Raw genomic sequence first — 18,675 nt, forward strand, 5'->3', positions numbered from 1 at the left:
CATGCGCACTGACTTTGATCCCGCTGTCATGTCCCGCAATGACTTCTACCGGCTGCTGACCGCCACCGTGGTGCCGCGGCCCATCGCCTGGGTGTCCACCACCTCGGCGGACGGGACGCACAACCTTGCACCGCATTCGTTCTTCACCATCGCCAGCGTCGCGCCGCCCGTTGTGCAGTTCAGCTCCGTCGGGCGCAAGGACACTTTGCGCAATATCGAGGCGACCGGACAGTTCGTGGTGAACTTCGCGTCGGAGGAGCAGTTCGAGCAGATCAATGACACGGGTACGGACTTCCCGCACGGGGTGAGTGAGTTCGAGGCTGCCGGGATCGAATCCGAGCCGAGTTTGCGGGTCAAGCCGCTGCGGGTGGCGGCCTCGCCCGTGGCGTTGGAGTGCGAGGTGCACACCACGATCGGGATCGGGGATTCCACCATCGTGTTCGGGCGCGTGGTGCATGCGGTTGTGTCGCAGGATGTGCTGGTTGACGGGCACCCCGAGATCTCCAAGCTCAAGCCGTTGTCGCGGTTGGGCAAGGACGAGTGGGGCACGGTCGGTGACGTACGGGAGATCTCCCGTATCCGGCATGCGGACTGGCGGGGGCCGGCGGGCGATCGGTAAGGGGACGAGCGGGCGGAGAGCGCTTCTTCCGGTCCGGGGGAAGGTTTCAAGTCGGTTTGTTTGTGGGCTACTTCCGGCTTACCGCGGTGTTTGAGATGTTCGAGACTCTGTCTTGATGGTTCTTGGTGCTGCGGTGGTGCTGCGGTGGTGCAGTGGTGCCGGTGGTTGTTCGTGATGAGTGACGGGTCGACTGACAGACCGACTGGCTGACCGACTGACCGACTGACTGGAGTTGTGGTGAGTGCTCTCGGTTCCGTGTCGAATGGATCGTCCAGTTCCTCGGATGGTGCCTTGGTTGGTTCCTCGGACGGTTCTTTGGGGGGCTTCTTGGATTCCGGTTCCCGAGAGGGCCGGGAGGTGAGGGCGCCGTTCAGTCGGCGGTTCGGCTTGCGGGCGGTGGCTGCTGCCGCGATCGCCGGGCCGGCGGTGGCTGCGGCGTACGGGTCCGGGACCGCGTACGCCGCCGACGGCGGGCGGGGGCTGCGGGTGATGACCTTCAACCTGCGGTACGCCTCGGACACCAGGCCGAATTCCTGGGCCGAGCGGCGGCCCGGGATGCGGGCATTGCTGCGTCGGGAGGCGCCGCAGCTGCTCGGGACCCAGGAGGGGCTTTACGGGCAGGTGCGGGACATCGCGGAGGATCTCGGGTCGCATTACGACTGGGTGGGGACGGGGCGGGGCGGCGGGAGCAAGGATGAGTTCGCGACGGTTTTCTACGATGTGCGGCGACTCGCGCCGGTCGAGTACGACCATTTCTGGCTGTCCGATACGCCGTATCTGATCGGGTCGGCGACCTGGGGAAACACCGTCATCAGGATGGTGACCTGGGTGCGATTCCGGGATGTGCGTACGGGGGGCGAGTTCTATGCGCTCAATACTCATCTCGATCATGCGAATCAGTATTCGCGTGAGCGGTCCGCCGCCCTGATCACCGAACGGCTGCGCGGCCTGGATCCCGCACTGCCCCGGATCGTCACAGGTGACTTCAATGTCGCGGCGCACAAGAATCCCGTGTACGAGGCGATGCTCGACGGCGGATCGCTCGTCGACAGCTGGGACACGGCCGACGAGCGCAGCGCGCAGTACGCCACCTTTCACGGATACCGGCCGCTGGTGCCGGACGGGGACCGGATCGACTGGATCCTCACCTCACCGGGGGTGCGTACGCGGCGCGCCACGATCAATACGTACTCCGCGCACGGTCAGTTTCCGAGCGATCACCTACCGGTTCAGGCGCTGGTCGAATGGTGAGGGGAGCCGAGCCGCGGATCTGGAGGCCGGCGAGGAGTTCCTGGGTCGCGGCCGCCACGGCGTCCACTGCGTGATCGAACACCTCGCGGTTGTGCGCGGCCGGGGCGCGGAATCCGGAGACCTTGCGGACGTACTGCAAGGCGGCGGCCCGGATCTCCTCGTCGGTGACCTCGGGGGTGGTGGGCGGACGGAGCGTCTTGATGCTGCGGCACATGAGTCCAGTCTGCCTCTCTCGCGTGGCGGAGCTATCCGTCGAGTCCGGTCACCCGCATCGTGATGTTGAGGCGGCCGCTGGTCAGGCCGGTTGCCGGGTCGCCGGTGCCGGGGCGGACCTTGGGCACCCCGTGGTACGCGAAGCGGGACGGCCCGCCGAAGACGAAGAGATCGCCGGACGCCAGCTCGATATCGGTGTACGGCTTGGTGCGAGTCTCTGCGTTGCCGAAGCGGAAGGTGCAGGTGTCGCCGATGCTGAGGGAGACGACCGGTGCGCTGGAGCGCTCTTCCTTGTCCTGGTGCATGCCGAGCTTCGCCTGGCCGTCGTAGAAGTTGATCAGTGCGGTGTCCGGTGTGTAGTCGTCGCCCGCGGATGAGTCCTGGTACGCGGCGACCAGGGCCCGGCGGCCCAACTCGACCATCCAGTCGGGGAATTCGGCGACTCGTGCGCCGTTCACGTCGTCGGCGGTACGGGTGTATGCGTACGGCTGCCAGTGCCAGCCGATGCACACCGTCTGGACGGACATCACGCCACCGCGTGGGAGCTTGGTGTGCCGGATCGGGGCCGGGCCGCGTGCCCAGTCACGGCAGGCGGTGACGAGCTCGCGCTGTTGTGCCAGGGTCAGCCAGCCGGGGACGTGGACGGCGCCGGGGGCGAGTTCTCGGCGGCCCGGGCGGGGACCGGTCCGGTCGACCGATGTGGTGCGGACGCCTCCGCCGGCGCCGTTGGATTCTCCGGCACCCGCAGGCTGCCCGAGGTCGTCGAAGCCGGGAAGTGGCGTGCTCATCTGCTCCTGCCCCATCGGTACCTATTTACAGCGTGCCACGCGCGGTGAGCTGCTGGTCGGCGGGACCGGTGCCTGCTGGGTGACCCAGCCGCGGTCGATCGTCCAGATGCTGCCGCCGTCCGCTGTGGTGCCCCGCATGCCCTGCAGCGTTGCCGGGCCTGCCAGGGCGGGGAGACGGGAGTCGCCGAGAGAAGCGAAGCCGTAGGTGCGAGCCGGGTCCCAGTCGGTGCTGTGGCGCAATCGGCGGCTCATCTGGGCCCAGCCGAGTGGCGCGGCGGCCACCACCCAGGCGTCCGGTTCCTCGGCGGTGAACCGGTTGGCCGCCCGTAGCCAGGAGGCGGCGACCTCCGGCCAGTCGATCACGGCGAGGACCTCCCGGCCCGTGGCACGCCATGCCTCGACGAACGCGGCCGCGGCGGAACACGACGCCGCGTCCCGGCTGTGTCCGACGGCCACCGAGGCGATACGGGCATAGGGCGGCGCAGTCAACAGGCTTAGAAGCGCGGCGAGTTCGGCATCGGTGTGTGGATCGGGGGAGGGGAGGTCGCCGTACGCGGCTGCCTCCCCATGGGGAATGAGGGGAGAGGCCACAGGGAGAGTGGCGTGGAGAGAGGGGAGAGACATGACGGGCATGGGCCGGGCTCAGACGAGTGTGGGCTGGAGGGCGCCCTCGTGCGTCAGCAGCGCGGTCTTGCGCTCGACGCCTGCCGCGTAGCCGCGCATCGTGCCGTCCGCGCCGATCACACGGTGGCAGGGGCGCAGGATCAGCAGGGGATTCGCGCCGATCGCGGCTCCCAGCGCCCGTACCTCGGCCCGTCGGACGCCGAGGGCCTCGGCGAGCCGGCCGTAGGTGGTCGTGGTGCCGTACGGGACGGCCTCCAGGGCCTGCCAGACGCGCTCCTGGAACTCCGTACCCGAGGTGCGGTACGCGAGGTCGAAGCGGGTGAGCTCGCCGGCGAAGTAGGCGTGGAGCTGCCGGACGGCTTCGGTGAAGGGGCGGGGATCGCGCCGCCAGTGCGGCTGGACGGTGGCCGCGCCCCGCTGGTGCGGCATGGAGAGGGAGGTCAGGGCGGTGCCGCCGGGGGCGGTGGGCGATTCCTCGCCTACGAGCAGCAACTCGCCCAGAGGGCTGTCGAGGGTGGTGTAGCTGGTGGTCGGGGTGGTTGTCGTGGGGTGGCTCATGGTGCGTCCTCGTTCGTGCTTCTCGTTCGCAGTCCGCGTTCGTACCTGTCGTTCGCAGTGCTTGTTGGCGCTTTGCGCTTCTGTTCTTCGAGTCTGCGGGTTCGGGGACGCTCGGGCTGGCGGAAATCGGACGTCGCGGTTGCCTGCCGGCTGGCGCCCGTCGGCATTCGGCCACCGCCGCGCCGAACCGTCGCCCAGTAGGTGGGCGACGGTTCGGCGTGCCGGTCTCGCTCCAGGAGCTAGTTGAGGTCGATCTGGAACACCTTGTCCGAGCCGGGTCCGCCATCGCCGTTGTTGTCGGCGTTGGTGGTGGTCAGCCACAGGGACTTCTTGCCGGGTACGGATTCGACCGTACGCAGCCGCCCGTAGTCGTGGGTGTAGTAGGCCTTGGGGGTGCCCGTGCTGGTGCCGTTGACGGGAATGCGCCACAGGCGTTCGCCGCGCAGCGCTGCCATGTAGATCGCCCCGTCGGCGTAGGCGACCGCGCTGGGTGAGGCAGCCTCGACCCGCCACTGGCGCTTGGGGTTGGTCATTCCCGAGGTGGAGCACTTGCCCTCGCACTTGGGCCAGCCGTAGTTCTTGCCCGGCTGAATGAGATTCAGCTCGTCGAACTTGCTGTCGCCGAACTCGCCTTCCCACAGGCGGCCTTGGTCGTCCCAGGTGATGCCTTGCGGGTTGCGGTGCCCGTAGGAGTAGACCAGCGAGTTGAAGGGGTTGCCGGGGGCAGGCTTGCCGTCGGGGGTCATGCGGAGGATCTTGCCGTTGAGGGACTTCTTGTCCTGGGCCAGATCAGGGGTCTGGGCCTCGCCCGTGGTGGCGTAGAGGTAGCCGTCGGGGCCGAATTTGATGCGCCCGCCATTGTGGTACTTGTTCTTCTTGATGCCGTTGACCAGCACCTTGTAGTCGCCGAGCGTGCTGCCGTCGAAGGTCATGCGCGCGATGCGGTTGCCTTCGGAGGCGGTGTGCATCACGTACACGTGGTGGTCGGTCTTCCACGACGGCGAAACGGCGATGCTGAGCAGTCCGCCCTCGCCGCCCGTGGTGACGACGTCGGGGACCGTGCCGATCTCCTTCTTCGTGCCGTCCTGGGTGAGCGTGTAGACCTTGAACGAGTCCCGCTCGGTGATCAGGGCGGAGCCGTCCGGCAGCCAGCTCAGGCCCCAGGGGATGGACCAGCCCGACGAGACGGTCTTGGGGGAGCCGGGCTCGGAGGCGAGGGCGGTGGTGCCGGCGGCGCCGCCCGTACCGGCGGCCGAGAGAAGAAGTCCGGCGGTCAGGGCGGAGGCGGCGACCACGGTCAGTGTGGTGTGGCGCGCGGATCGGGTGCGAATGCGCATGGGGGGTCCTCCGGTCAGGAAGATGCGACGGGGCGTTCCCTCGGGGTGAGCAACCATCAGCGGCGCCGGGCTGATAGGAAAGTTTCCTGTTGGTTCGGGCCGGAAAACTACTGCGCCTCAGGATGGGGGTCAAGTGGCGGGAAGGTAGGAGGTATCTCCCGTCCCTGTAGGGGGAGTTGGTGCCAAAAGATCTTTAGGTGGTGTATGCATTCTGCGGTCACCCCTATTGAGCAGGAGGATTACGGATGTTGGGGCGCCTGGATGGCTGCGCGACCGCCCCATAGGTCGGACCATTTTTCGTCCCGCCCATTGACCGCGACCCTGTGGCTGGGGATTCTGCAAGGCAGCAACCTGGCAAAGCAGCAACCTGGCGCGGCGCAACACGTCCCAACGCGAAGTAACGTAACGTCACGCTAAGCAACACGATGAATACACGTCCAACGTGGTCGACGATCCGCCAACGTCCGGCGCCCTGGGGCCGTTGGTGGCCGGACCGGCGCTCTTGCGCGCCTCCCCTCTCCGTGCGAGTAGTGACAGTCGTGCCCTTGGCGAGGTCATACGTCGGTCCGCCATGCCCTCAAGCTGTCGGCTGACAATGGCCTCACGTCCGGAGCGCAGGCCTCACATCTCCACACCTTCTCGCCCTTCACCCCCATACGAAAGGCTGGATCCCGCATGAATCTCCCCATGAATCGCCCCATGACTCCGCCCATGAATTCCGGCATGGCCTCCCGTGTGACGTCGCGTGCGAATGGCGCTCCGCGAGAGAGCTCGGAGGCTTCCGGGACGCCGCAGAACGCGTCCACCGCCCGGCCCGCGGCCTCGCACCGTGAGCCGTCCGCCTGGCAGACGCCGGGGTACACGGTGATCGAGACCGCGCTCGAAGTCACCGCCTACTCGCTCAACGCCCGCTGACCGCCCCGCCATGCTGCTGCAGGTGCTCGGCACCGCGGCGGGTGGCGGAGTGCCCCAGTGGAACTGTGCGTGCCCCGGGTGTTCCGGGGCACGCACCCATCCCGACCGGCGCCGCCGCCATGCCTCGCTCGCCGTACGAGCCGACGACGACCACTGGTATCTGATCAACGCCACCCCCGACATCGCCGACCAGATAGAGAGCACCCCCGCCCTGCACCCGGGCCCCGCGGCACGCCGTACCCCCGTGGCGGGACTGGTGCTCACCGACGCCGAACTCGACCACACCCTCGGCATCGCACGGCTCCGCGAGACCGACCGGATCGAGGTGCTCGCCACCGGACCGGTCCGTGCGGCGCTACGCGACCGTGCGCACCTCGACGACATCCTCACGCCCTACGCCACCCTGGAATGGCGGGAGTTGGGTTCCGCGCCCATATCGCTGAGCCACGGGTCCGATATCGAGATCAGCGTCATCCCGGTCTCCGCCAAGCGGCCCCGGTACGCGGCTCCACGCGCGAGTCGAACCTCGGATTCCGGCGAGGGAGCGGATTGCGGCGAGAGAAGGGACTTTGGCAGGGGGGCGGACCACGGCAGGGAAGCAGCTCACAGCAGGCAAGCGGATCACGGCGGGCAAGCGGAGAAGCCCATCGGAGTCGAGCCCTGGGTCGTCGCCCTCCGGCTGCACGACCGTCGTACCGGCGGCACCGTGCTCTACGCCCCCGCCCTCGCCTCCTGGCCCGACGCGTTCCAGGAGGCGCTGGCCGACGCCGACTGCGTGCTGCTCGACGGCACCTTCTGGGACGACGACGAGCCGCGCCGCAGCGGATTCTCCGCCCGCACCGCGACCGAGATGGGCCATCTGCCCATCGACGGACCGGACGGCACCGCCGGCCGGCTGGCGCCGCTCGCCGCCCGCTGCCTTTACACCCACCTCAACAACACCAACCCGCTCGTCGACCCCGCCGCGCCTCAGCACAAGCAGTTGGCGGACCTGGGGCTCTCGGTGGCCGCGGAAGGGATGGAGATCGCCCTATGAGCATGCCGTTCGAAGAGCGGCTGCGGGCCGTGGCGCGCGACAGCTACCACGACCGTCACCCGTTCAACATCCGTATGCATGAAGGGACGTTGACGCAGGAGGAGCTGCGTCGCTGGATCCGTAACCGGTTCCACTACCAGCGCCATATCCCCGTCAAGGACGCCTTGATCGTGGCGAAGCTGCGTACCCCGGAACTGCGCCGGATGTGGCTGCGCCGGATCCAGGACCATGACGGGCAGCAGGACGGTGAGGGCGGTATCGAACGCTGGCTGCGGCTCGGCGAGGCGGCCGGGCTGGACCGGTCGCTGCTGATGGACGAGACCGGCGTGCTGCCGGGCGTCCGGCTCGCGGTGGACGGCTATGTCAACTTCTGCCGGTTGCGCTCACCGCTGGAGGCGGTCGCCGCCTCGCTCACCGAACTGTCGGCCCCGGACATCATGCGCACCCGGATCGACGCCTTCGAGACGCACTACGGCTGGATCGAAGCCGAAGGGCTCAGCTACTTCCGCGGCCGGCAGAGCCAGGGCCGTCGGGACAGCAAGGAAGCCCTGGCGCTGGTCCTGGACTGGGCGCGTACGGAGGCCGAGCAGGATCAGGCGGTCGCCGCGCTGACGTTCAAATGCCAGGTGCTGTGGGCACTGCTGGACGCGGTCGAGCGCGGGGAGCGGCCATGACGGGCTGGCGCCCGGTGCTCGCCGCTGCCGTCCATCTGCGTCACGACCGGGTGCGCGACACCGACCTTCTGCTCCTGCCCGAACGCGTGGTGGTGCTGGAAGGGAATGCCGGCGCGGTACTGCGGCTGTGTGACGGGCAGCGCGAAGTGCCCGACATCGTGGCGGAGTTGGCCCATCTCTACCCGGGCGCTCCGGTGGCGGAGGACGTACCGGAATTCCTCGGGCGGATACGAGAAGAAGGATGGCTGCGATGACCGGAATATGTTCATGGCTGCGATGACCGGAACGTCCTCCCCGTCCGGAGACCGGGCCCGTCCCCGCCCCTGGGCCCTACTGGCCGAGCTCACCCACGGCTGTCCGCTGCACTGCCCGTACTGCTCCAATCCGCTGGAACTCACCCGTAGATCGGCGGAGTTGACGACGGACGAGTGGCGGGAGGCCTTGCGCCAGGCCGCCGATCTCGGTGTCGTCAGCGCGCATCTCTCGGGTGGTGAGCCGCTGCTGCGCTCCGACCTGGAGGCGATCGTCGCGGCCGCCGACGGTGCCGGGATCCATACCCAGCTCATCACCAGCGGCGTCGGCCTCAGCCGGGCGCGACTCGGTCGGCTCGTCGACGCCGGACTGCGCAGCGTGCAGCTCTCCGTCCAGCACGCCGATCCGAGCGCCTCCGATCTGATCGCCGGACGCCGTTCGTTCGTCGACAAGGAACGGGCCGCCGCGCTGGTCCGGGACTCCGGACTGCCGCTCGGCCTCAATGTCGTGCTGCACCGGCACAACCTCGATGCGCTGGACGAGCTGATCGATCTCGCGCCGGCCTGGGGCGCGGACCGTATAGAACTCGCCAACACCCAGTTCTACGGCTGGGCATTGCGCAACCGCGCCGAGCTGCTGCCGTCCCGTGAGCAGCTCACCCGCGCGCAGCAGACCGTACGACGCCGACGTGACGAGCTGGCCGGCACGGTCGAACTGGTCTGGGTCGTCCCCGACTACTTCGACGGCAATGCCAAGCCCTGTATGGGCGGTTGGGGCGCGATCTCGCTCACCATCGCCCCCGACGGCACGACCCTGCCCTGCCCGGCGGCCGCCTCGATCCCTGGTCTCGATGCCCCCAACGTCCGTGACCACCGCCTGGAGTGGATCTGGGTCCATTCCCGGGCCTTCACGCTCTACCGGGGCACGGAGTGGATGCGCGATCCCTGCCGTAGCTGTGAGCTGCGCGAGAAGGATTTCGGCGGCTGCCGCTGCCAGGCCTTTGCGCTCACCGGTGATGCCGCGGCCACCGATCCCGCCTGTCGACTGTCGCCGGACCATGCCCTCGTACGGGACCTGGTGGACGCCTTGCCCGAGCCGCCGGCGTCCGCCGGACTCGGCAAGCCGCGCAGCCCTGCCCGACGCGCCGCGGTGACCCCGAGAGGAGCGGCGGGAAGGTGACCGTCAGAATCCGTGGTGGAGTGATGGCGGCCGCCTTGCTGTCGTCTACGGCGCTGGTCTGTACGGCGCTTGCGGTGCCCAACGGTATGGAGTCTGCGGCACGTTCAGCGCGCGGTGAGGCCATCGGCGGTGCAGGTGGTGCAGGTGACGCCGCAACCGTCGCCGGCGCGCGCACCCATGCCGCCCGCAGTTACACAAACGCCGGTACCAGCGCATTAGGCCGCCCGAGCCCCGACCGCTCCGCCACCGACTGGTCCACAGCCCTGGTCGACTCCACCCTCGCCCGTTACACCCCGGACAAGATCGGCGGCTGGTCCTACCCCGTAGGCCTCTACCTCTACGGCCAGTACCTCGTCTACCAACGCACCCACCAGCAGCGCTATCTCGACTACATCAAGCAGTACGTCGACCGGTTCGTCGACAGCAACGGCACTATCGACCAGAGCTTCAACAGCCTCGACAGCATGCAGGCAGGGCGGCTTCTGGTCATCCTGCACCACGAGACCGGCGCACACCGCTACCAGATCGCCGCACAGAAAATCCGTAAGCGCCTCGACAGCTATCCGCGCACCGCGGACGGCGGCTTCTGGCATGCCACATCGAGCAGCCGCGCGCATCAGCTGTGGGCCGACGGGGTGTATATGGTCACGCCGTTTCTCATCGAATACGGCAAGGAATTCAGGGACTCGGCGTACACCGAAGACGAGGCCGCCAGGCAACTCGCGGTATACGGCGGACACTTGCAGCGTACGAACGGATTGCTGAGGCACGCCTACGACGAATCCAAGACCGCCGACTGGGCCGACAAGAAAACCGGACAGGCGCCCGAACACTGGTGCCGCGCGGTCGGCTGGTACGCCATGGCCGATGTCACGGTGCTGGACGCGCTGCCCGCCGATCACCCGCGCCGTGCCCAGCTCACCGGAATTCTGCGCAAGCTCGCCATCGGCCTGGAGAAGACCCAGGATCCGTCGAGCGGACGCTGGTTCCAGGTCATGGACAAGGGCGAACGACCCGACAACTGGACCGAGACCTCCTGCTCCAGCATGTTCGCCTTTGCGCTCTCCCGCGGCGTGCAGCGGGGCTATCTCGACCGGCGTTACGCGAAGGTCGCCAAAAGGGCGTATGACGGCGTACTGCAGCGGATCTCGCTCGGCAGCGACGGGCGCACCCATCTCTCCGACATCACCATTGGCACCAATGTCGGCGACTACGGCTACTACATCGACCGCACCCGGGCCACCAACGACTTCCATGGCCTGGGGGCCTTCCTGATCATGTTCGAACAGTTGCGGGCGAGGTGACACGGAAGATGCGGATGGGGAAGAGATGGGCAGTCATTGCCGCCCGGGCCGCCGCGGTCGCCCTCGGAGTCGCACAGCCGTCCGCGGCGAGGACCGTGTCCACGGGTTCTGCCGTACGCACCGTGAAGGCCGACGATTCCGCCGCGTGGGAGCGGCAGGCCGGCCGCACCGCCTTACGGGAATTCAACGTCAAGGACTACGGTGCGGCCGGAAATGGCTCGGCCAATGAATCCGGCGCGGTGAACAAGGCGATCACCGCGGCGAACGCGGCCGGCGGCGACACCGTACGTTTCCCCTCCGGAACGTACAAATCAAAGAACTCGATCCATATGAAAAGCAATGTGACGCTGCAGCTCGACGCCGGCGCCACGCTCTCCGGATCCGGCGCGGACACGTACGACGTACGCGAACCGAACGCCAACGACGAGTACCAGGACTACGGACACAGCCATTTCCACAACGCCATGATCTGGGGGGACCGGCTCAGGGACATCGGATTCACCGGAAGCGGCACGATCGACGGCGCCGACCACCTCATCACCGGCAACTCGAAGCAGGGCCAGGCCGACAAGATCATCTCGCTGACCCGCTGCGACGGGCTGACCCTCAGCGGGATCACACTGCGCCGCGGCGGCCATTTCGCCGCCCTCATCAACGGCGGCAAGAACGTCGTGTCCAACGGCCTGCACATCGATACGGCGAGTGACCGTGACGGCTGGAACATCATCAGCACGACGAATGTCACCATTGCCGAAGCGGATATTTCCGCCAACGACGACGCGCTGGTCTTCAAGAGTGACTACGCGCTGGGCGCCAAGCTCCCCAACGGGCATATGGCGGTGCGTGATTCACGACTCTCCGCGAAGTGCTGCAATGCGCTGATGTTCGGCTCGGAGACCTGTGGCGATGTCATGGACCGTCGATTCGACCGGATCGCCATCGACGGCGCCGATAAGTCCGGGCTCGGCATGGTGTCGATGGACGGGGCGAAGACCTCCGACGTCCACTACCGCGACATCACCATGAAGAACGTCCACTCGCCCATCATGCAGAAGATCGGCACCCGAAAACGCTGCGGAAACCATCCGGGCATCGGCTCGATCAGCAACATCACCTACGACCACATCACCGCCACCGCCACCGGCTCCAGCCTCTCCTTCAGCCCCACCCTTTAGGGAGAGACCGGACACCGGATCCACGGCATCATCTTCCGCGATGTCGATATCACCGTCCCTGGTGGCAGCGAACCCGTGGCCGACGGCGTACCGAACAACGACGCCAACGATTACAACCCCAAGGGCATCGGCACCCGCCCGGCCTTCGGCTGGTACCTCCACAATGTCGATGGCATCACCTTCCGTGACAGTTCGGTGCGCTTCGCCGCCGATGACGGCCGGCCCGCCGTCATTGCCCATGCCGCGCACAGGCTGACGTTCGATCACTTCACCGTCCAGCGTGGCGGCAAGAGCCCGTACGACCTCGGATTCCAGAGCGTGGATGGGTATTGCGTCGCCGGCAGCACCAATACCTCGGGCGGCGCGCTGCGTATCTGTGAGAGCGACGGCTCTTCCGAAGGTTGCGGAGCGCGGGCAGCCGGAGGTGCGCGATGACCAGGCGCGTGATGACCAGACGTGTGATGACTGAGTGCGCGATGACCGGGCGGTGCGCTATGGCCGGCCGAGGTGCAAGGCCCGGGCGGCGTATGCGGGCCTACGCGGTGGTCCTGGCCGTACTGGCGCTGCTGCTGGGCGCGCTGGCGCTGCCCGGCACCGCGTATGCCGATCTGCAGCACCCGCGGCAGAACTTTCTGCGCGGTTCGGTCTCCGGACTGTTTTTGCACTGGGGCGAGCGGACCGCGCCCCAGCACACCAGTTGCAGCGGCTGGGAAACACCGCGGGTGGCTGGAGCCCCGACTATTGGATGAAGGAGGCCGGAAAGCTGCATGCGCAGTATCTCGTACTGGCTTCCTTCCACAGCAGGCTCGGCTATGCCAGGCCATGGCCGTCGAAAATACCGGGCAGCTGCCACACCCAACGCGACTTCCTCGGCGAGCTGATCACCGCGGCCAAGGCAAAAGGCCTGAAGGTCATTCTCTATATGACCGACGATCCGCAGTGGCACAACGACGGCGGCCATGAGTGGCTCGACTCGGCCGGCTACTCCCGTTACAAGGGCCGGAATGTCGATCTGACCACCCGCGAAGGCTTCGGGGAATTCTCGTACGACAACTTCTTCGAGGTCATGGACCGCTACCCCGAGCTGGGCGGCTTCTGGATCGACAACGACAACGACTACTGGCTCGACCATCACCTCTACGAGCAGATCTACCGGCTACGCCCCCACTACACCCTCAGCAACAACAACGAAGACACGCCGGCCATGGACATGATCAGCAATGAGCAGAAGACCGGCATGTCTCCCTCGTACGACTACCCCCAGGCGACCTACACCGCAGCTCCCCGGCTGACCGAGGCGGACTTCAAACTCCCCTCCAGCGGCGCCTGGTGGTACGACGGATCCGACCCGGCCGTCGACCGCAAGCTCACCCTCGGCCGTCTGATCACCAACGCGGGCTCCTCCATCAAGGCTCTGATGGCCGAGACTGCGCAGGTCAACGGCCGCTTCCCGGCGAAACAGGAAGCCTTCAACAATTTCGCCGACGGCTATCTGGACGGGATCTGGGAATCCCTGCACGGAACCGAAGGCGGCGGCTATCTCCATGGCGGCCTCGCGCCGGGCTTCTGGAACGACGGTGCGCACGGTGTCACCACCCTCAGCACCACCGACCCCAACCGTCACTACGTCCATGTCCTCACCCCACCCTCGACATCCACCCTCCGCCTCCGCGACAACGGATACCGAGTGGCCGAGGTGACCAACCTGCGCACCGGCGCGCGGGTCCCAGTCACCCAGTCCGGCGGCAGCCTGACGCTCTCGGGCCTGGGTGACTGGGACCCGTACGACACCGTCTTCAAGGTCACCACGGCCGGACGCCAAGGGATCCTCCCCGCCACCTCCTACACGATGAGCGCCGGCGCCGCCGCCGGCGGGCACCCCGCCTCGGCGGCCGCGGACGGCGACTACCTCACGTACTGGGACAACGACCGCACCCTCCCCGTCTCCCTGACGTACGATCTCGGCGCCAACCGGAGCGTGCGCTACCTCGGCATCAACCAGCGTGAGGACTCGGTCAGTTACGCCCGCTCGGACACCGAACAGTCCGCCCGGATCAAGGACTACCGCATGTATGCGAGCAAGGACGGCACCCACTGGGGGAGCCCCGTGAAGACCGGCACCCTTCCGAGCCACCGCGCCGTCAGCTTTATCGACCTCCCCGCAACCACGACCACCCGTTACGTACGGCTGGAGGTCCGCAGCACGTACGCGGCCGCCTCCGACACGACGCGCTACCGGCGGCTCCGTTTGGACGAGACCTGGGTCGGGACGCGGTACGCGGCGCCGGTGTCGGATGGTGGCCGGTGAGCAGTGACTGGTGGCTGGAGACCGGTGGCCGGAGACGGTATCGACACGACACGTGGAAAGTGGTGACCCGATGAACCAGCCTCACCGTTCGCGATCCCTGCCGATCGCGCTCTCCCTCTTGCTGCTCGGCGCCGCAGCGGCGATGGGGGCGGACGGCGCCGCCGCCACACCCCGGGCGGTCGTCCCGATGGCCGCCGCGCCCTACGAATACCTGGGCTGGGGAAATCCCCAGACTCCCACCGACGTCATGGCAGCGACCGGCACCAAAACATTCACCCTGGCCTTCATCCTCTCCGACGGTGGCTGTAATCCGAAGTGGGACGGCAGCCGGGCACTGACGGGCGGCAGCGATGTGTCGGCCATCAAAGCCATCCGTGCCAAGGGCGGGGACGTGGTCGTCTCCGTCGGTGGCTGGAGCGGTGCCAAGCTCGGTGAGAAGTGCGGCAGCGCCTCCGCGCTTGCTGGGGCCTACCAGAAGGTGATCGACGCGTACCGCCTTAAGGCGCTCGACGTCGATATCGAGAACACCGAGTTCACCAATGCCACGGTCCGCAAGCGCGTCATCGACGCTCTGAAGATCGTCAAGGCCAAGAACCCCGGCATCATCACCTACGTCACCATGGGCACCACCCCCAACGGCCCCGACAGCAACGGCAAGGACCTCATCAAGAAGGGCGCGGCGGCCGGACTGGACAATGACGGCTGGGTCGTGATGCCGTTCGACTTCGGCGGCCACGCCGGCACCATGGGCCAGGCCACCGTCAGCGCGCTGGAAGGCCTCAAGGCCGCGGTCAAGAACTCTTACGGCTACGGTGACGCGGACGCCTACCGCCACATCGGCGTCTCGTCGATGAACGGCAAGACCGATGACGCCGGTGAGACCGTCACCCTCACTGACTTTCGTACGATTCTTGGCTACGCCCAGCAGCACCACATCGCTCGTTTCGCGTTCTGGTCGGTCAACCGCGATCGCCGGTGCGGCTCCGGCAGTGACGGTGACAGTTGCAGCGGGGTGTCCCAGGATCCCTATGCGTACACGAAGATTGTCGCCAAGTACGTGGGCTGAAACGGCAATGAGGAACGGCGCTGCCGTCGCAACGTACGACCAGCGAGGCACGACCGCTAACGCAACATCACTAGCGCCGCACCACTAACACAACACCGTTAACTCAGGCTTCATTGCGGGCTATTCATCAGGTGTTGCCGACGGGGTGCGGGGGCTACGCCGCCTCAACTACCTCCGTAACCTCCGAGCGCACCGCCATTGTCCAGATCTCCAGCAGCACTGCATACTCCGCCATGTCCTGGGGCGTCCACGCCAAGTCGCGCCGGGCGCGCACAAATCGCCGGATCGATTCGTTCGCCTCGGAAGCAGGAACGGGCGCACTCGTATGGGCAGAAGGAGTTGGGGACATATGCACCATGCTAGGGGCACCCACTGACAACAGAGCCCCGCGTGCGCCGGCCCCAAGCCCTCCGCCCCCGTCACTGCCAGGGCCCGCCACCCCGCCTCAACTCCCTGACCAGCAAAGACCATCGGCCTTTCGCTCTCCGCCCGCTGTCTGCATGTGTCCATTCCCACACGCTCCGCGATCACCCGCTCGCCGGCCATGTGATGACTGCATCACCCGTAGGCAGGTTCCGCTCATCAATGGAGGAACAGGCAGAAGGGATGTCCTGCGGGATCAAAGAACACCCGAACATCATCCTGCGGCTGGAATTCGGCTCGCCTCGCGCCCACCGAGACCGCATACGCCTCGGCCTCTTCAAGGTCATCGACCCGGATATCGAGATGCAGCATCTTTTGCTGCTCCTCGGGCCGTTCCGGCCACACCGGGGCCCGATACTCCGGCTCCGACTGGAACGAGAGCCCCGTACCCCCGTCCGGGCATCTGAGCAGCACCCAGTCGGGCTCGCTGAATTTCACCTCCCACCCCAGAAGCCGCCGGTAGAACTCCGCAAGCGCCTGAGCATCCGGACAATCCACGACCACCGTCGCAAGTGAGAACCGAGGTCTCCCGGCCACTGCCATCGCTCCCTTCGCAGCACCCCCAGGGCGCTACCTCTATCGGGTGACGTCTTCGGTCCCTGGCCCCCACCGATTCCAGTGGCCCCAGGCCCCTCCCCGAGCGCACCACTGTGCCCTCAGGCCCCTCCGTTGTCAGTGGTGACCCGTACGGTGGTTCTTGTAACTATCCGAGCTGCTGGCGCTACTCGGACCCGCCCCGCTCCTGTGACAGCGCACGGGAGCGGGGCACAAGCCGGGTGGGGAGCGGGCCTAGGCCATCCCTGGGCCCGACCTGGCGATCCGCCCAACGTTCATCGGTGGCGCACAGCGAGCGAAGGCTCCTGCGGAGAGGTGTGGAGGGGGAGCGCGCCGGACGTGCCCGGATGTCCCGCTCGCAGGCTGCCGCTCGTACCGCACAGTGCCTGCACGAGGTGTGTGTCCATGGCGGCGTCTATCGGACCGGCCTCGGGAAGGTTGCTCCCGTCGAGCTTCTGATAGCGCGTCAAATTGAAGCCGAGGGATATCTGACGTCGGCCGTCCGCAGTGGACAGTGACCACGTCATCGCCCCGAGCACAAGGCCGTTGTGCCCCCAGAACTCCCCGCACGGCGAGGGCATTCTGAACAGGCCCAGGCCATAGCGGACCGCACTGCCGTCGACCGGCACCGTGGTTTTCATCTGCCGCAGCTGGACCGGCGCGAGGAGGTGACCACCCAGCAGTGCGCGGTAGAAGCGATTGAGATCAGCCATCGTCGACACGAGCGAACCCGCCGTCCCGGCCCAGGACAGGTTGTAGACGCTGAAATCGCGCGGTGGGTTGAATCCGCCGTAGGCGGCCTCGTACATCTTGGCGTGCGGCCCGGTGATGTACGGCGATCGCGGGAAGTAGGTGTGCTGCAGACCTGCCTTCCGGATGACGTGTTCGGTGATGTAGGTCTCCGGGGACTTGCCGGTGATCCTCTGCAACAGGAGCCCCGCGATCACGTAATTGGTGTTGGAATAGTGGTGAGCCTGGCCAGGACTGCCCAACGGCTTCGCCTTCAGGCCGAGTCGGGCCAGCTCCCTGGGGTCGAACTGGTGGAAGCGGTTGCCCTCCAGGCTCTCGGGCGTCGCAAAGATCACCCCGGCGTAGTCACCGATCCCGCTGGTGTGGTTGAGCAGCATCCGGACCGTGATCGCGCGGCCACGCTCCCCGGGGACGAGATCGGGTAGATAGCGGCCTATCGGAGCGTCCAGCTCGATGTGCCCCTTGCTGACTTCTTGAAGGACGGCTACTGCCGTGAAGGTCTTGGTGATGCTGCCTATTCGGTGCCGCATCTGTGGCGTGGTGGGGCGTCCGGTGTCAACGTCGGCGACCCCCGCGGCGCCCTGCCACTGCTCGGTGCCGTCCCGCACCGCCGAATAGGCGCCATACATCCCCGCGTCATGGAATGCCCTGAGCGTGCTGTCCAGCGCGGCCCGGTCGAGCCCGGCCCGGTCGGCGGACACCGCGGTGGCATTCCCGGCAGGCGGGGCGGGCGCTGGAGCAGCAGAGGCGGCGGTCGGGACCGTCAGCGCGAGTAAGGCGGCTGTGGCGGTCCCGGCCAGCCGCACTCGGCGGCGACGCGCAGGGGTAACAGGCATGGTTGCTCCGTGAGTTGATGGCCTGCGGCCGGTGTTCGATCTTCGCTGTTGCGATTCTTGCGGTGGAACAGCGACCAGCCATCAACCCGTGGAACGACCTTGATCCCAAGCCCGCATGACAAATGTCAGGTTTACGGGCGCCAGGTCTCCAGGGAGGCGTCCCACTGGCCGGGGAGCAGCCGTTCCCGAGTCTTCCTGAGGCGAGGCGGCCGGGGGTGGGCGACGATGGAAGAGCCGAGGTGCGGCGGGCGCGCGTACAGCAGCGGCGGGGGAGCGTCCGGCACCTGCCGAGCCGTATCGGGAGGCCCCGATGGAGGATTACCCGGAATGCTATGAGCTGGTATTTCAAGCTCCCGCCGTGGAGGACGACGTGGTGATCGTCCGGCGTACCGAGCGGGCAGGCGCGGGCGGGTACCCGGTCTACGAGGACGAGTCGGGGATCGTGCGCGCCGAGATCAGTGACCGGGGTGAGGTCCGCATGCTGGCCAGCGGGGGACATCAGATGCTCCGGACGCCGATGCTGGCCCGGCCGCTCACTCCGTGAGTGACAGCCTGCCCGTCATGCTCCGCCGTGCGCTGCCCGCCGTACTGTCGCGATCACGTTGCGTTGTCTACCGATTGCGCCGTGCTCTCGGGCGGGCCGTCAATGGAGGAGCGGATCGCGGTTGTCCAAGGTGAAACGGGGGGCCTCTCGGTAACCCTTTGTGTGCTGTGCGTCGCGGTGCACATGGCGCCGGGTGCCACTGCCGCGGCGGCATGAATCGCCGTGCACGCTCGGCCGCCGCCCCGCCGCCCCGCCGCCCCGCCGCCCC

At 67.3% G+C, this 18,675-nt stretch carries 21 protein-coding genes and 1 pseudogene; 14 read left to right on the plus strand and 8 right to left on the minus strand.

Features of this window, described 5'->3' with window-relative positions; genetic code table 11:
• The first annotated feature begins 1 nt into the window (after nt 1).
• A complete protein-coding gene (locus DY245_RS29625; RefSeq protein ID WP_128510288.1) occupies nt 2-619 on the plus strand; it encodes a flavin reductase family protein in 618 nt (205 codons plus the stop codon).
• Between the two features lie 396 nt (nt 620-1,015).
• Nucleotides 1,016-1,870, plus strand: a complete 855-nt coding sequence (locus DY245_RS29630; RefSeq protein WP_181923930.1) for an endonuclease/exonuclease/phosphatase family protein — start codon at nt 1,016-1,018, stop codon at nt 1,868-1,870.
• Here DY245_RS29630 and DY245_RS29635 read toward each other — a convergent pair.
• The 5 genes from DY245_RS29635 to DY245_RS29655 all read right to left on the minus strand — a co-directional run bounded on the left by DY245_RS29635 (nt 1,800) and on the right by DY245_RS29655 (nt 5,390).
• Entirely contained in the window at nt 1,800-2,084 is a 285-nt protein-coding gene (locus DY245_RS29635; RefSeq protein ID WP_128510267.1) for a DUF2277 domain-containing protein, read from the minus strand. The two genes, DY245_RS29630 and DY245_RS29635, sit on opposite strands and share 71 nt — an antisense overlap.
• A gap of 31 nt (nt 2,085-2,115) precedes the next feature.
• Nucleotides 2,116-2,871 carry an alpha-ketoglutarate-dependent dioxygenase AlkB family protein gene (locus DY245_RS29640; protein WP_128510268.1) on the minus strand — a complete coding sequence of 252 codons (756 nt, stop codon included), beginning with the start codon at nt 2,869-2,871 and terminating at the stop codon, nt 2,116-2,118.
• Between the two features lie 21 nt (nt 2,872-2,892).
• Nucleotides 2,893-3,462 (minus strand): type 1 periplasmic-binding domain-containing protein, encoded by a 570-nt coding sequence (locus tag DY245_RS29645; RefSeq protein ID WP_244943344.1) that lies wholly within the window; start codon nt 3,460-3,462, stop codon nt 2,893-2,895.
• A gap of 51 nt (nt 3,463-3,513) precedes the next feature.
• Nucleotides 3,514-4,053, minus strand: coding sequence for a methylated-DNA--[protein]-cysteine S-methyltransferase (locus DY245_RS29650; RefSeq protein ID WP_128510270.1), 540 nt, complete (start codon nt 4,051-4,053; stop codon nt 3,514-3,516).
• Nucleotides 4,054-4,292: 239 nt separating this feature from the next.
• The gene (locus DY245_RS29655) at nt 4,293-5,390 is read right to left on the minus strand and encodes a PQQ-dependent sugar dehydrogenase (RefSeq protein WP_128510271.1); all 1,098 of its coding nucleotides are present in this window, start codon (nt 5,388-5,390) and stop codon (nt 4,293-4,295) included.
• Nucleotides 5,391-6,227: 837 nt separating this feature from the next.
• Between DY245_RS29655 and pqqA the strand changes: the two are divergent.
• From pqqA to DY245_RS29700, 11 genes and pseudogenes are all read left to right on the plus strand, one after another.
• Nucleotides 6,228-6,305: pseudogene (pqqA, locus tag DY245_RS44770) on the plus strand (pyrroloquinoline quinone precursor peptide PqqA); the annotation flags it as partial.
• Between the two features lie 10 nt (nt 6,306-6,315).
• A complete protein-coding gene (locus tag DY245_RS46955; protein ID WP_244943345.1) occupies nt 6,316-7,341 on the plus strand; it encodes an MBL fold metallo-hydrolase in 1,026 nt (341 codons plus the stop codon).
• Nucleotides 7,338-8,015, plus strand: coding sequence for a pyrroloquinoline-quinone synthase PqqC (gene pqqC / locus DY245_RS29670; protein ID WP_128510272.1), 678 nt, complete (start codon nt 7,338-7,340; stop codon nt 8,013-8,015). Before DY245_RS46955 ends, pqqC begins: the two co-directional genes overlap by 4 nt.
• Complete coding sequence (gene pqqD, locus DY245_RS29675; RefSeq protein ID WP_244943346.1) at nt 8,012-8,269, plus strand: pyrroloquinoline quinone biosynthesis peptide chaperone PqqD; 258 nt, start codon at nt 8,012-8,014, stop codon at nt 8,267-8,269. The genes pqqC and pqqD overlap by 4 nt, the downstream gene beginning before the upstream one ends.
• Nucleotides 8,270-8,291: 22 nt before the next feature.
• The gene (pqqE, locus tag DY245_RS29680) at nt 8,292-9,446 is read left to right on the plus strand and encodes a pyrroloquinoline quinone biosynthesis protein PqqE (protein ID WP_128510291.1); all 1,155 of its coding nucleotides are present in this window, start codon (nt 8,292-8,294) and stop codon (nt 9,444-9,446) included.
• A complete protein-coding gene (locus DY245_RS29685) occupies nt 9,443-10,750 on the plus strand; it encodes a glycoside hydrolase family 88/105 protein (RefSeq protein WP_244943348.1) in 1,308 nt (435 codons plus the stop codon). The genes pqqE and DY245_RS29685 overlap by 4 nt, the downstream gene beginning before the upstream one ends.
• 95 nt (nt 10,751-10,845) lie before the next feature.
• Nucleotides 10,846-11,925: a glycoside hydrolase family 28 protein gene (locus tag DY245_RS29690; RefSeq protein WP_244943349.1), complete on the plus strand. Its 1,080-nt coding sequence runs from the start codon at nt 10,846-10,848 to the stop codon at nt 11,923-11,925.
• Between the two features lie 75 nt (nt 11,926-12,000).
• Complete coding sequence (locus DY245_RS46960; RefSeq protein WP_244943350.1) at nt 12,001-12,360, plus strand: hypothetical protein; 360 nt, start codon at nt 12,001-12,003, stop codon at nt 12,358-12,360.
• 92 nt (nt 12,361-12,452) lie between these two features.
• A complete protein-coding gene (locus DY245_RS47975; protein ID WP_342354225.1) occupies nt 12,453-12,674 on the plus strand; it encodes a hypothetical protein in 222 nt (73 codons plus the stop codon).
• On the plus strand, nt 12,671-14,233 hold the full coding sequence (locus DY245_RS29695) for a discoidin domain-containing protein (RefSeq protein ID WP_342354226.1): 1,563 nt from the start codon (nt 12,671-12,673) through the stop codon (nt 14,231-14,233). Before DY245_RS47975 ends, DY245_RS29695 begins: the two co-directional genes overlap by 4 nt.
• 70 nt (nt 14,234-14,303) lie before the next feature.
• A complete protein-coding gene (locus DY245_RS29700) occupies nt 14,304-15,299 on the plus strand; it encodes a chitinase (protein ID WP_128510274.1) in 996 nt (331 codons plus the stop codon).
• Between the two features lie 582 nt (nt 15,300-15,881).
• Here DY245_RS29700 and DY245_RS29705 read toward each other — a convergent pair.
• The 3 genes from DY245_RS29705 to DY245_RS44775 all read right to left on the minus strand — a co-directional run bounded on the left by DY245_RS29705 (nt 15,882) and on the right by DY245_RS44775 (nt 18,147).
• Entirely contained in the window at nt 15,882-16,265 is a 384-nt protein-coding gene (locus DY245_RS29705; protein ID WP_181923931.1) for a VOC family protein, read from the minus strand.
• Nucleotides 16,266-16,552: 287 nt separating this feature from the next.
• Entirely contained in the window at nt 16,553-17,863 is a 1,311-nt protein-coding gene (locus tag DY245_RS29710; protein WP_128510275.1) for a serine hydrolase domain-containing protein, read from the minus strand.
• A 131-nt stretch (nt 17,864-17,994) separates the two neighbouring features.
• Nucleotides 17,995-18,147: a hypothetical protein gene (locus DY245_RS44775; RefSeq protein WP_181923932.1), complete on the minus strand. Its 153-nt coding sequence runs from the start codon at nt 18,145-18,147 to the stop codon at nt 17,995-17,997.
• A 26-nt stretch (nt 18,148-18,173) separates the two neighbouring features.
• Here DY245_RS44775 and DY245_RS29715 point away from each other — a divergent pair, with 26 nt between their 5' ends.
• On the plus strand, nt 18,174-18,407 hold the full coding sequence (locus DY245_RS29715; protein ID WP_128510276.1) for a DUF6296 family protein: 234 nt from the start codon (nt 18,174-18,176) through the stop codon (nt 18,405-18,407).
• Nucleotides 18,408-18,675: the final 268 nt, after the last annotated feature.

This window comes from Streptomyces inhibens (genome assembly GCF_003389455.1).
In the GTDB taxonomy this organism is placed as follows: Bacteria; Actinomycetota; Actinomycetes; order Streptomycetales; family Streptomycetaceae; genus Streptomyces; species Streptomyces inhibens.